Genomic DNA, 13,098 nt, shown 5'->3' on the forward strand with positions numbered 1-13,098 from the left:
GGCATTTAGCGTAAAATAATCGCTTCGGACAATCGTGGTCTGCCAAGACCATCAGCTCTAGGTGGCAGCATTTCACCGCGAGTAAAGGTTTGAGCCTACCAGTCGGGAATAGTGATCTATGCGGCCATATGTTGTTCTTTGGCCAACTTCAAGCCTTTGCCGAATAGTCGGCCATTTTTACAATCGCTAGGGTTTGAAAAATAGTTTATCCCGATCATGCTGCATGCGGCATTTGTTAAAGCTTCGCGATGACTTTTATCGTCATTTTTAAAGGTTCCAATCCCACGAGTCGTAAGATCAATGTCTGGGGTATTAAAATCTATAAATAAACCATCCTTATCGTTTATCAATAACCATCGGTCCTGTAATTTCTTTAAGATTTCGGTCAAGCTGAGCTCAATTGACGCGTCAAAAAAAAGAAAAACCCTGTATCGAAAGCCCATAAGGCTTGAGTAATCCAGTTTCCAAATGTAACCAACAGCGCCATTAAAGTCTGAGCTTGTCCGCCAGTTTTTCATAAAACTGTCAAAATCGGACTTGGCTGTTTCATGCAATTCGAGCATTTCTGCCTCCGAGATAATTTTTTCAGACATTCGATCAAATTTATAGCTTAGCTGAAACCGAATGGACAATACACTTTGATATAGTTCAAATATGGCACCAATGTGGTCGCTTATGCTTTTAGCATTCTTTCTCAAAAGCCTTTCGAAATTATCATATTTTTTGCTGAATTCGTCAGAGTCAACCTCGGATTTAAAATTTTCTACAAATTTATTTAAAATTGTTTCAATAGTTTCTATTTTGACCGATTGAGTAAAAGCCCAATAATCATGTTGCGGCGAATTTGAATAAAACAAAATTTCTTCACTTAGCGAATTAAGTTGGTTTTTAAAGCAAATTACCAAGGGGTTTAGCCGGTATATCGGAAGGTATTTCTCTATCTTTTCAAATTTGGTTATTTTATTAAATCTTGAAATGTAAAAAAGTATTGATGGATATTTGCTGCAGATGCAAGAGATGTTGCTGGAACGAGAAATTTTTCTAGCATAAAAAATCTTATCATCGGCACCTATTATTTCTTTTGCCACTTTATCGGCCGTGATAATTGCAAGAGCACAATCGAATGCCTCATTTATAATCCGGTGTTCACCGTCAAATCCGAACATACTTTCAGTAAATTCTTTATCAATTAAATTATAGTTTTTCATTTATGCACACTCTTTAAAAGTCGTTGAGTTGACTAAACAACCACCTGCTAAAGCAGGTGGGTTTGAATAACGGACTGAAAGTCCGGATACGCGTCGACTGAACGACGCGTCATTAGGGCTCAAATACTGGATAGATTTTTATGTTGCCCTTCAATTTTTTGATCAGCATTTACTGAATCTGTGATTCTCAAATAGCCGTATTCATGCCGACCTACTGCTTTCTAAGTGAGCCTTTCACCCAAGCATTAGAAAAATTTGTAGCTAAAGCTGACCGGGTGAAGCCGGTGGCTTAAACCTTATGATGGAAAGTTAACTTGAAAAGTTTATGTATTCGATATGTATCCTTTGTTTACAGTTTCTTCAAATGTGATTTAGTAATTAAATATGCATGCCCCCCTTTGTCTTAAAGCCAAATAATGGCTTCATAAAATTGTCTAAAAAAAGCAAAAAGTAAGTTACTTCGACAAAAAGTTAGATCCGCATGATTAAAAATAAGGTCCTCCAATATAAAAGTTAGGTCCCCTTAGTTCGATAATTAGGTCTCGTGATTGATTTTGTTAGTATTTTTTGAAATCACCTCCGGTTGAGAAAAAACAAAATTGATTACAAAACGAAAAGCGCAGGACGACGCTATCTGTGCCCGAGTTCCTACCCGGTAGCGATGCCCATACTTAAGCTTCGTTCCGCGCCTTTACTGGCCTCTGCGCCGGGCCAAGCATTCGGTGAAGCCGGGAATATGCACCAAGAATTTACGAGCGTTCACTTTTACGAAAGCGTCTTTAAATCCGTTTGTTTCACGATTTTTGAACAACCAGTTGAATTCAGATTCTTTCAGTGGATTGTCAGGATGTTTTAAAAATGCCTCTTTCGGATAAAAATCACTTAAGGCAGTTTGATGATGAACTTCGCTCACGTAGGTCTCCTCCCTTTACTTCAACAAGTTGGAGGAAGAATATATAAATCCAAAATAAATGCAGGCTAACGTCTAATTAATTGTTAACGTCCGGCTTAATGTATTCATTCTTCATTGCAAGGCGACGAACATGATTTGCTTCCTAAAATCTAAAATCTAAAATCGTAATCAATGATATTTAACGAGGGCGAAACTTGTGTCTTTTTTGCTTGGTGTTTAACGTCGAGGCAAGTGGATTCAAGGTTCAAGGCGATAAAGTACATGGATTAAGATTCAAAAATTGACCTTGCATGTGATGACATGCGAACTATTCGTGACGAGGCTCACGGCAATGTGCAAGCATCTGGCTTGCCATAGAAACCGTGCCCGAGATATTTTGGATTAGTGATGTGATGTCCACCATTTATGGTGGACAGTTCAAACGCGAGTGTTATGCCTAACACGAAGGGAGAGGGAGCGCTTTTTAAACAGATGACTTATTTAGTAATTTTTTGCCTTACCGAGGTACAACTTCAAACGGTTATCAAATGCATCACGACTGATTGGATTTTTAATCCCTTCAATTTTTATTTCTTCAACCCTCCTGTTATTTTTGACTTTCCCTTCAACTATATAGTTGGCTGGAGGATGCCTTACCATATATACCATGAGTTCGTCCGTGTCGGGACAACGGCCGTGTTGATAATAATAACTATCAAAGCCTGCCTTTATCGCTAAAAATCCTTCATTTTTTCGCTCCAGGAATAGCTCTGGCTTTTTCTTCTGATCATGAATGGTATGTTCATTTTTATCACTGACCATGCCTAGGCCATTACATTTTATTTCGAACTGAAGACTCAGCTCACCAGACTCAATTACATTTTTCAATACCTCCTTATACCAGATCATGACCTGAATGATTATGGATAGATACCAGCTTTTATTGAAATAAACAGGATAGCGATCCAGATAACCGTATTCATCCCAGTTCTCCCATTCTTCAGGAACCTCATCAGAACCTTCAGCCGCCATCCTGCCTTTAGGCAAAACTTCGAAAAAAAAATAATCGGCTTCAGCTTGACGATAATTTAGTAATTCTTCATATATAAATATATTGACTTCATGTCCATATATTAATTTTTGGTAGATGTCAGGGGCATCTTCTATGTTTGTTTTTCCAGCAAAATAAAGCGATTTATTTGCTCCTGTTTCAAAAAATCTTTGAATACCTTCTAACTCAGACTCGGCCATGGCTACTAAGCTGATAGACCTTGATCCATGAGACTTGAATCTTGCCAAGAGGCTATAAAACATCTTGGCGGCAGAATTTTCCCAGAAAATCATCGAATCTCTGAGCGTGAACTGGTAGTAATCTAGGGTTTTATAAAACTCAACCGCATCACTTTGATCCATTATTCGCGGTCCAATCTTTTCGGTATAAAATGATTTTTTTCCAATGTATTGTGGTGTAATCAGAGAGTTACACTCCAGTCTCAATAATTCGTCAATCCCAACCTTGATGAAATTAGCATTTTCTTTATCAATAGAGTTCATTTTGTTACAAAGACCATAAGGGTGGCTTAAAAAAATCTTATAATATCAGAGACTTATTGATTGTTTCATTGAGTATGTTGCTTTTATGCTCTGTACAAAGATGCGCATAACGATCAGTACTAATTAAGCTCTTATGGCCTAATATTTCTGCTATTTCCTTCAGTGTACGACCATCTCTTGCTAGAGTCGACGCAGTATCGTGACGAAGATCGTGCCAGCGAAAATTCTTAATATTGGCGACTTTTAAGCAGTTTGCCCATTGTTTACGATAGTCCATTGGCTTGTCAGGATTTAACTTAGATGTGAAGATAAGATCATTACTGATTTCACGATGTTTCTTGAGTTCATTGAGGGCAACTGTTGGTATTGGGCTATGTCTGGATTCACCGTTTTTGGTATCGTGTAAAATAGCCAATCCGCGTTCAAAATCAATATCAGACCAACGTAGGCGGTCCAGTTCGCCTTTACGCATACCTGTGCTCAGCGCCATGAGTACTTTGAGATAAAATTTTCCGCCTATTTCCTGTGCAGCACGAATAAGGCGAGGCTTCTCCTGATCTGTTAAAAAACGGACGATCTTGTTGTTTACGGTCAATGATCGAACTTTGCTGCAGGGATTTTCTTCGATGTATTGCTCAAGGACAGAATCATCTTCCTGTTGTCGAGCGGCAAAGTCCAGAATTGAAGAGAGAACCGCGAGGTGTTTGTTATAGGTGGCGGCGGCCAGGGTACGCTTGGGTTTGAGTTTGAGGCGAATTACGTCTGGAGTGATGTCGGTAAGCATAGTGCTTCCAAATTGCTTGGTCCACCATTGTACGAGTCGTGCACGATCATGGTCTTTGCCAGGCCACCAAGCCATATATTCATCGGCTAAACGAACAAAAGGGATTGTGCAAGGGCGAATACCTTTGGCTTCGTGTTCTTGATGCTCAAGAATAGAACGAGTTCCCCAAGTGCGGGCGTCTTGCTTGCGTCGAAATGTTTTGGTTTTGATTCCCTTACCAGATTTGGTAAGAATTGTGCGGTAACGGGTTTCGCCGTTTTTAAGGTCAACTTTGATGATGTGAAAGTTAAGCATCTGTGTTTCCTCATGTTTGAGGCTAAAAACAAGACCACTAGTAAAATCACTGTAGTCGGTGGTTTTAGTACACAGTTACAAAGCTCTTCTATCCTTGAAAAACTCTTTTAAATCAAAGTGTTTGATGGTGGGTCGTGTGCGATTCGAACGCACGACCATCGCATTAAAAGAGCTGAGTATTGCGCTTTAAACTCCGTGAAACTCTGCTCAATCAAGAAGATAACATAAGTTTAAAGTAACAAAAAGTGTTGTGCACCACTTTCGAGGGGTTTCAAGGAGTGTCGAGTTGCGTACTATTTGCGCACTCAAATGCGATGCTCAAAAAAAGCGATGACTTACAGACCCAATCTGAAGGAACTGTTGTGCACTGCGCACCTTGAGAGACTGAGCTGTGCACAAATCAGAGTCAAAGACAGACTTTTTTCGTTAGTGTATTTTGGAATTCCGCCGACTGGATTTAGCGAAAACCAATCTTGGCTTTATAATCGTTCCAAGTCATACCTAGGAGAATTACATGCAGCTCGCTATAGATTTACCTGATGAATTAGGTAGGCAAGTACTTCAACACCCCAACGTTCAGGAGTTTGTAAAAACCGCAATTGAAAGACTGTTGCTGGAAGAAAAGGCTCTCCAACAAAGAACTATTCCACCCAAGACTCACTCATTAATTGGCTTGATAAGTGGTTCGGATATTGAGGAAGCTGACTACAAGCGCCATCTTGAGAGTAAGTACCTCTGAACATGAAAATTTTGTTCGATACGAATATCATTCTTGACGTTTTACTTGATCGACAGCCTCATTCAATAGCCGCGATTGAGCTGATGAGCTCAGTTGAAAACAAAATAATCGACGGCGTTTTATGTGCTACCACCATCACGACAATAGATTATCTGGTTACCAAATCCAAAGGCAAAGCTGCGTCAAAAAATGCTATCAGCTGTTTACTGGATTTATTCGCAGTTTCGGAAGTAAATACTGTAACGCTAAGGTCTGCAATTAATTCCGAATTTTCTGATTTTGAAGACGCCGTACTTTATTACTCTGGCGAGGTATTTGGTGTAGATGCCTTTGTCACGCGAAACACTAATGATTTTAAATTGGCAAAACTGCCAATTTATTCGCCAATTGAGTTGCTCGGTAAAATACATTTTTAATTTTGAATAAGCGCTTATTTAGGAATTCGTATCACATCCCGTCGCAATGAGAAAAATAAACAATCTAATTGAAAATGAACTAGATAACGATATTTATTTTTTTAAAAATCGTGATTTTCTTGAGAAATTTTGTTCCTTGAGTTCGCCAAAATTAGTTTCATTAGTCATAGCCGCAACAAGTACGAATCCTAGCTTAAGACAAAATTTTAGTTCTATTAAAATAAAAGAACGATTAAACAATATCTTTGTCCACTATGATGGTCCTATTAAAAAGATATGCGACAAATCATTTTCTACAGAAAGAAATTTTAGGGTTTTTGGAAAACTGCAAACTACCTCACCGCTAGAGTTAATTAAAGCAATAAATCTATGCGAAAGTGTAGACATAATAGTTGAATTTGTTTTTGGCTTTGGTAATGAAAACATAGAATTAAAAGCTGGCGATAAAATAGAGATTAGCCTAGTTAAACAGCAAGAGTTCTATTCAGATGAGCAAACAATAGAGCTTTATATAGAAAGGGATAGCTTTATAAATTGGCTAGTTCCAACTAAAAGTTTATCATTTAGAGAAAAAATACGGAATGTTCAAACAAAGCACCAAGATAAACTCGTAATCATTGCAGTTCAAAAGAGACTTCACGCGTTAAAAAAGGACCAAGAAGAAAACAGAACAAATAGAATAATTGAAAGAAGGGCGGACAAAATATTTAAGAATATCATTAGTCTGAAACCTAAGAATATTTCCTCTAATAAATGTGATAAAAAATATAAAGCACCATTAAACAAAATCAAATATTTATTAAATAAAAGAGGATCACAGGCAACAACAAAGAGCATGCCTCTATTAGATTTGGCCAGAATTGAATTAAGTAGATATGCTAAGGACGCGCTAGAAAAAGTGCCGGACCTAGAAACCAGAGACCTTTTGAAAAAAAAGATTATTTATAACTCTACGGATACCTCTAAAATTGAAGAAATTAGAGAAATATTAGAAAAGGCAGGTGTTCGTATTTCGTCCAGAGGAGCTCCTAAGAAAAATCAAGAAAGACAAAAATTAATAGATAAACTACCACTTTTTTCAGATGAATACACAAATGTACTTTTTGAAGGAAAAAGGATGGTGCAAAAATATCGGCGTAAAAATAACAAATAATCTTCAATAGAAAGCCAAAAACCGCAGGTTTGCTACTCAGATTTTGCCTGTCACACTTTTAAAAATTCTAATATTTAGCGTGATCGCTTACCTCTTATTTTCAGTAGAAAGCCTTGTCGCTTTGTAACACAATCATATTCTGTTACATAAAAACATAACCCATTGAAATTATTGACTATTGTTTCTTGTGGCGCTAGTATATGTAACATAACATTGTTAATAATAAGTTGAGTTACATATATGAACACTGTCAACGCTGCTTCAAAGACCGAAATTGACCTTGTCCACACGCTGTTAGAGAAAAAGTTTGGACAGCTCTACGCTGACATTTGGAAAGTCGGCGTCAATCTATCGCTCAGAATTAGCGATTTGCTAACGCTCGAATACTCGCAACTCAATCTACAAGATCGTTCTCTACAGCTCACAGAGCAGAAGACTGGCAAGCTTAAGCTGATACGACTAAACTCAGCTGCAATTGCTGTCATTGAGCGTCGTCGCGTAGAACAGTCTTCAGATCGCTGGTTGTTTCAAGTTCATAGCAATCGAGCCAAAGACAAGCCGGTTAGTCGCGTTTCTGTCAGTCGTGTGTTCAAAGAAACTGGTGATATGCTCGGACTGACAATCAACACGCATAGCATGCGCAAAAGTCGCGGTATGGCCATGTATAAGGACGGGGTTCCCGTCGAGAAGATTGCCAAGGTGCTCAATCACTCGAATACAACATCTACCTTACGCTATCTCGGTATTACGAAAGAAGAGGTGTTGCAGACTTACGACGATTACGAACTTTAGTGAAAAATCTCCGCACTGACCGCTAACGGTAAAAACAACGAATCCAAAGCAAAACTGAACGGCAGATCAACGAGCGGGTAGCTCGGTGGGTCAGTGTTAAATTTTCTAATGGCAACGTCGTTGTTTTCTATTGCCGCCCAATCCAGTCTGGTTCCACTGTAAACGAATATTCGCTCATACAAGGGAACATCAGCATTTAAACTTCTGAAAGTTGCGCATCCCGATAGTCCGATGATGGGAATAGCTCCGTATACGATTTTTTTAAACTTCATCGGTCCGCTGTCTTTTATTGGTCGGATGTCATCCAGCTTAAGGTTGTGTAGGCTTTAGTCTCGCAAGATGCGTTTTTTCTAACGGTTTGATCTTACTTTAACTTTCAGACAATAAAGCTAGTTCGTCTTTGTAATCAATTGTTGAGTCATAAAGTTGATGGTAGCCTCTTCCTACAGCGCCTCTAAATTGCACTAAGTCAGGCATATTTGATCCAATTCCAAGGATATGATCTTTTGAAATGCCGGGGTAAGGGTCAATAAATATCACTTGTTTAATTCCAAGTTGGTATGCTTTTTTTGAACATAACTCACATGGACTCGCAGTTGTATAAAGTTTACCTCCTGATATACCAACTCCCCCGTATTTTGTTATTTGTAGAAATGCGTTTTCCTCAGCATGAAGTGATCTGGTATGAACCTGATTTTCTTTAGAATCTATACTATTTTTAACATCCTTAAAGCAATAAGAGCAATTCCGACCATCAAGATCATCCTTATGATTATTTAATGCTTGTTTTTTTTCAGTTAGTTTTTGCCTGAAATCAGAATTAGTCCGTTCATAAATACTATAGTCAATTTCATCAAAACTATTTAATGCACCATCTATTGACCTTAATACGCATGGTGCTTGACCTTGTGGAACATCATTCCAGCCAATAGCTTGAACTGAATTATCAGCATTTGTAATTACAGCACCAACTTTTCTTGATATACAGCCCGAATTACTTTTTGCAGAATATGCAATTTGCATCGTTCGTTCCATAGCTGTTGGTGGTACTAGTCCAGGATGTAACATTAAAGCTACGTACCAAGCTAGCTGAGCTTTTAGTATATTGCTATTGTCAATCTCATTTCGCGGGTTAAATATATGAATATCTGATATTTCTATACATTTCTTAACATTTTGACTAATAAAATATCCGTGCTCATCAGATGTTTTACCAGATTCTTTAAGGTCTATAGCATTAAGTTGGTCTACGTTAAATTTATGTACATGTTGTAAGTATTCGTTCCTATCTTGCTCAGGCGCATTTATAGAAATCAAATAAAACGCAGAATACCTATCGCGAAAGTATCTTGCTTCATGCTGGTTTCTAATAGCATCTATAACAATAAAGACTTTGCTTTGTGACTTGCGTAGGCATTTAACAACTCTATTTATGGTTGCAGGTAAATGAAAAACACTGGCCGGATCAAAATCTGCTGATTGGTAATCAAATTGTACTTTTCCTGTTTTTCTAATGGAATTTCCAGCCGCTTGATACACGGAAACATACAACCCTGTTTCCAAAGAAATCAAATCTTTCTTGAAGTCTCTCGTAAACTTTCTAATTAGCCTTAAGTATTTAACGAAGGCATTGCTATCTATAGCTTGACCATTTATTTCTTTATCATGGTTTAATATTAAGTCATGATATTCTTTATACCTTAATCCGCTTTTACTTACATGGCTTTTTGTGAGCAAGTTCTTGCCAAATGAACCGGTTTTAACAATTTGAGAGATTTTTTCAATTGGGATTTCTTTGTTTTCAGGCGTGTAATGAGCGATAAAGCTCACTACCTCCTCTGCTTCAAGATTAAGTAGATAACCAGATATTAAATCACTGACTTTAATTGAGAAAAATGAGTTCCAATTTGCAGTAGCATAATTTCGTAATATTTCATAACGCTTAGAATCAAGATTCTTAAAGTAGTTCTCTGACTTGTAACGTATAAAACTAGATTCCGGAAACTCAGGCGAAGCATTTTCTAAAATGTTAGCCGCAGTAGTGCAACCAGAGCCTGTTCGCCCAGTTAAGCCTATTAAAATAAACTGCTCTCTTGCTAAAAACAATTTTGAAATCAGCTTGTTATTCGTATTTTTATCAGTCATAAACTAACTTATTAATTTGAGTTTTTGCTAACCGAGGTTTTCAAGGTTAGCTTGTTTTTCACTTCACTAAATCCATCAACTTGCCATAACTCTCAACAACATCATATTTAACTTGCTCCGATGTAATGGTTGAGAAAAACTTACGCGCACACTGTATTTTTGACTTTTCAATTTCACGTAACTCCATTGAAGACATAGAGCCCTTGGTTTCAGCAATAAAGTAAATATGCTTTACACTGCCTTCTTTGAATGAAATCGCCCAATCGGGATTGTAGTCTCCAACTGGTGTTGGAATAAAAAAGCCTCTCGGTAATTTTGCATAGACGACAACTTCTTCGCTAGTATCCAATTCCTGAACAAATGCGCGTTCAACTTTAGAGTCGGTAAACACATAGTCGTAGATATGGCGGTTTAGCTTTTCACCTGCTTTGCTGAAATCCGCTCTAGGTTTCTCTTGGGTGAAGATGTCCAAGCTGTGCGTATCGGCAATAGTGTCATAGCTTAAGTGCTCAACGATGACGGTGGCTTTTTGTTCGTTGATGAGCCTTGCTGCTTTAGCTATAAAGTCTTCAGGGTTGGTTTGGTATTGACTGAAAATCGGTAGCTTAATGCCTTGCAGAATTCGGGTGATGGTTTGCCGTGTCAGTTTGGTTTCTTCGGTTAACTTACCAATCAAGTCATATTTAACTTGTGAGTGAATGGAACTGACGAGTTTGCCTGTCTCTGTTTTAGTGGTTTTAAAACCTTCACCAGCCTTTAATTCGTCGTAGCTAACATCATCGGTCTGAATGCCGGCTGTAACGGTATATTGAAGAGGACTGACTTTAAGATCACTATCCAGTGTTGCAATACACTTGGTCACCAACTCATCAGTTTCAAAGTCTACGGCATAGGCGGCTTTGCGGTTGATACGTTCCCAAAGCGCCTTAAATTCCTTCTTATCAAAATTGTCGTTCAGTGAATTGACTCTGGCCTTACGCTCATCGTCAATTGTCGGCATTTGCGCATCGGTAAAGACACTGTCTATCAACTGAAAGACCTGTTCAGCGTGAGCTGCTAATTCAGGCGGTAATTCAGCGAGATTACCTTGCTGTTTAGCCTCGTGATAAACCGTTGATATTTTGTCGTCGTTATCCGTGTAATCATTTTTAGCAAGATACCTGTAAATCTGCTTGGCAAGTTGCGGTGTAACTTCAACATCACCTTCCGGCGTTTTTAGTACCTTGCCGGTAAAGTATTTTTCATCGGCAATGCGTGGACGAGTGGAAAGTGATTTGCTGATTTCGCTTTGCAAGGCAGTAACAAATTCCGTATAGCTCTCGCTGGTAACAACAGTCAGAATATTTACTTGATGCACAGTTGCTGGGTTGTCCATGCGGTCACCAATTTGATTGACCGACAGACGCATGCCGCGACCTACTTCCTGGCGACGCGTAGTCGTGTTGTCGCTATGTTTCAGCGTACAGATAACAAACACATTTGGATTATCCCAACCTTCGCGTAAAGCGGAATGCGAGAAGATGAACCGAACCGGCTCTTCAAACTTCAGTAACTGCTCTTTCTTGCGCAAAATCAGATCATAAGCATCCACGTCATCAGAAACAGCTGATTTCTGACCGGTTTCCTCATCCTTGACCATCTTGGTGTCGGGATCAACTAAGCGTTTGCTTTTTTTATCTACCGAGAAATAACCCTGATGGGTTTTGGCTGCTTCAATACCACGCAAATAATCGTTATAGGTATTGTCATCCAAAGTCAGCACTTCGTTGAGATGGCTGTTGTATTCCTCTTCAAATATCTGTGCGTATTCACCGGTTGATTCGCCCGCTTCGTTGTAGCAACGATACTTGGCAACGGTATCTATAAAGAACAGGGTTAAGACCTTAATGCCTTGATGAAACAGCGCCTGTTCCTTTTCAAAATGGGCTTTGATGGCCTCACGGATTTGGATACGACGCAAAGCTGTTTCATCAACATCGCCGGTTGCTTCGCCGACTGTTAGTTCAACACCATTGGTAAAGCTCAAAACTTTTGTGTGCGCGTTAATATCGGAAACGACAAAATCTTTGTACTGATCCAGTCCACCGGACAGCGTGTGTAGATTGTCGCCTTTATTCAGTTTGCGTAGCACCCGCTTAATGCCGGAGTTTTGCTTAATTTCCAGTTCAACCTGAACCACAGGCGGTTTGGTTTTGGATGTGTCAATGCCACCCAAATACAGATAAGCATTCGTGCCTGCCAGATTTTTAAGCGCAATGCCTCTAACCGATATTTTTTTAACCAGCTTTTGATTGTAAGCATCCAGCGCATCCAGACGGTAGATTTTGTTGTGTTCGGTTTTATGGGTCGCGGAATAGCGTAGAATCATCAACGGATTGAAGCCTTTCATAGACTCCAAGGTTTTTGCACCTTCCATCTTCTGCGGTTCATCCAGAATCAAAATCGGGCGATTGCTTTTGATGACATCTATCGGGCGACGTGATTGAAAATCATCCAATTCTTCGTTGATACGCCGCGCATCTTTACCGGACGCATTAAACGCCTGTACGTTGATGACCATGACGTTGATACCCGCATCAGACGAGAAGCTTTCCAGATTATGCAACTGCTTGGAGTTGTAAATAAAAAATCGGGCTTTTTTGCCGTACTGTTCCAGGAAATGTTCAGCGGTAATTTCCAGCGATTTATATACGCCTTCGCGAATAGCAATACTAGGCACAACCACAATAAACTTGCTCCAACCATACTGCTTGTTTAACTCAAACAGGGTTTTGATGTAGCAATAGGTTTTGCCAGTACCGGTTTCCATTTCAATGTCCAGGTTGATTTTGCAGCCGGTTTTTTTATCGGCAATCAACACTTCAGACAGCGGCAGATTTTCACTTCTTTGGACGCTACGGACATTGTCCAGCAACTGCGAAGACGACAGCGCAACGTCGTTATTCCTAAATCCAGAATCATCTAGCAAACTGGTTTGTTCAGCGTTTTTAGAACGACCTGGATCAACCCGAAACGTAATGCCTTCAGTTTTAGGTTGTCCGGCAAAACAATTGACAACCGCCTCAACAGCATTAGTTTGATAGGCCTGCTTCTTAAATTTAAGCTTCATTTTACCTGTACC

11 protein-coding genes are annotated in these 13,098 nt (G+C 39.1%); 4 read left to right on the plus strand and 7 right to left on the minus strand.

The features are described from left to right. Positions 1-116 precede the first annotated feature (116 nt). The 4 genes from IVG45_RS19075 to IVG45_RS19090 form a co-directional block, all read right to left on the minus strand. Positions 117-1,208: a YagK/YfjJ domain-containing protein gene (locus IVG45_RS19075; RefSeq protein WP_196435348.1), complete on the minus strand. Its 1,092-nt coding sequence runs from the start codon at positions 1,206-1,208 to the stop codon at positions 117-119. A gap of 691 nt (positions 1,209-1,899) precedes the next feature. After that, positions 1,900-2,121 (minus strand): hypothetical protein, encoded by a 222-nt coding sequence (locus tag IVG45_RS19080; protein ID WP_196435349.1) that lies wholly within the window; start codon positions 2,119-2,121, stop codon positions 1,900-1,902. Positions 2,122-2,601: 480 nt separating this feature from the next. Then, complete coding sequence (locus tag IVG45_RS19085; protein WP_196435350.1) at positions 2,602-3,654, minus strand: hypothetical protein; 1,053 nt, start codon at positions 3,652-3,654, stop codon at positions 2,602-2,604. A gap of 37 nt (positions 3,655-3,691) precedes the next feature. Next, positions 3,692-4,732: a tyrosine-type recombinase/integrase gene (locus IVG45_RS19090; protein WP_196435351.1), complete on the minus strand. Its 1,041-nt coding sequence runs from the start codon at positions 4,730-4,732 to the stop codon at positions 3,692-3,694. A 514-nt stretch (positions 4,733-5,246) separates the two neighbouring features. Here IVG45_RS19090 and IVG45_RS19095 point away from each other — a divergent pair. The 4 genes from IVG45_RS19095 (at position 5,247) to IVG45_RS19110 (ending at position 7,832) form a co-directional block, all read left to right on the plus strand. Next, positions 5,247-5,471 (plus strand): hypothetical protein, encoded by a 225-nt coding sequence (locus tag IVG45_RS19095; protein ID WP_196435352.1) that lies wholly within the window; start codon positions 5,247-5,249, stop codon positions 5,469-5,471. A 2-nt stretch (positions 5,472-5,473) separates the two neighbouring features. Further along, entirely contained in the window at positions 5,474-5,887 is a 414-nt protein-coding gene (locus IVG45_RS19100) for a PIN domain-containing protein (protein ID WP_196435353.1), read from the plus strand. 46 nt (positions 5,888-5,933) lie between these two features. Then, on the plus strand, positions 5,934-7,040 hold the full coding sequence (locus IVG45_RS19105) for a hypothetical protein (RefSeq protein WP_196435354.1): 1,107 nt from the start codon (positions 5,934-5,936) through the stop codon (positions 7,038-7,040). 240 nt (positions 7,041-7,280) lie between these two features. Further along, a complete protein-coding gene (locus tag IVG45_RS19110) occupies positions 7,281-7,832 on the plus strand; it encodes a tyrosine-type recombinase/integrase (RefSeq protein ID WP_196435355.1) in 552 nt (183 codons plus the stop codon). On the opposite strand, the gene IVG45_RS23055 is transcribed toward IVG45_RS19110, so the two are convergent. The 3 genes from IVG45_RS23055 to IVG45_RS19125 all read right to left on the minus strand — a co-directional run bounded on the left by IVG45_RS23055 (position 7,829) and on the right by IVG45_RS19125 (position 13,086). Continuing rightward, positions 7,829-8,104: a YceK/YidQ family lipoprotein gene (locus IVG45_RS23055; protein WP_196435356.1), complete on the minus strand. Its 276-nt coding sequence runs from the start codon at positions 8,102-8,104 to the stop codon at positions 7,829-7,831. The two genes, IVG45_RS19110 and IVG45_RS23055, sit on opposite strands and share 4 nt — an antisense overlap. A 97-nt stretch (positions 8,105-8,201) precedes the next feature. Continuing rightward, positions 8,202-9,977, minus strand: a complete 1,776-nt coding sequence (locus tag IVG45_RS19120; protein ID WP_196435357.1) for an anti-phage dCTP deaminase — start codon at positions 9,975-9,977, stop codon at positions 8,202-8,204. Between the two features lie 58 nt (positions 9,978-10,035). Then, on the minus strand, positions 10,036-13,086 hold the full coding sequence (locus tag IVG45_RS19125; protein WP_196435358.1) for a type III restriction-modification system endonuclease: 3,051 nt from the start codon (positions 13,084-13,086) through the stop codon (positions 10,036-10,038). Between the last annotated feature and the right edge of the window lie 12 nt (positions 13,087-13,098).

Origin of the sequence: Methylomonas sp. LL1, assembly GCF_015711015.1 — a bacterium.
Taxonomy (GTDB): Bacteria; Pseudomonadota; Gammaproteobacteria; order Methylococcales; family Methylomonadaceae; genus Methylomonas.

Excerpts from the sequence above, each read along its gene's own strand:
- IVG45_RS19075 (WP_196435348.1), bottom strand. The coding sequence starts at position 1,208 with ATGAAAAACTATAATTTAATTGATAAAGAATTTACTGAAAGTATGTTC.
- IVG45_RS19085 (WP_196435350.1), bottom strand. The coding sequence starts at position 3,654 with ATGAACTCTATTGATAAAGAAAATGCTAATTTCATCAAGGTTGGGATT.
- IVG45_RS19090 (WP_196435351.1), bottom strand. The coding sequence starts at position 4,732 with ATGCTTAACTTTCACATCATCAAAGTTGACCTTAAAAACGGCGAAACC.
- IVG45_RS19095 (WP_196435352.1), top strand. The coding sequence starts at position 5,247 with ATGCAGCTCGCTATAGATTTACCTGATGAATTAGGTAGGCAAGTACTT.
- IVG45_RS19100 (WP_196435353.1), top strand. The coding sequence starts at position 5,474 with ATGAAAATTTTGTTCGATACGAATATCATTCTTGACGTTTTACTTGAT.
- IVG45_RS19105 (WP_196435354.1), top strand. The coding sequence starts at position 5,934 with ATGAGAAAAATAAACAATCTAATTGAAAATGAACTAGATAACGATATT.
- IVG45_RS19110 (WP_196435355.1), top strand. The coding sequence starts at position 7,281 with ATGAACACTGTCAACGCTGCTTCAAAGACCGAAATTGACCTTGTCCAC.
- IVG45_RS23055 (WP_196435356.1), bottom strand. The coding sequence starts at position 8,104 with ATGAAGTTTAAAAAAATCGTATACGGAGCTATTCCCATCATCGGACTA.
- IVG45_RS19120 (WP_196435357.1), bottom strand. The coding sequence starts at position 9,977 with ATGACTGATAAAAATACGAATAACAAGCTGATTTCAAAATTGTTTTTA.
- IVG45_RS19125 (WP_196435358.1), bottom strand. The coding sequence starts at position 13,086 with ATGAAGCTTAAATTTAAGAAGCAGGCCTATCAAACTAATGCTGTTGAG.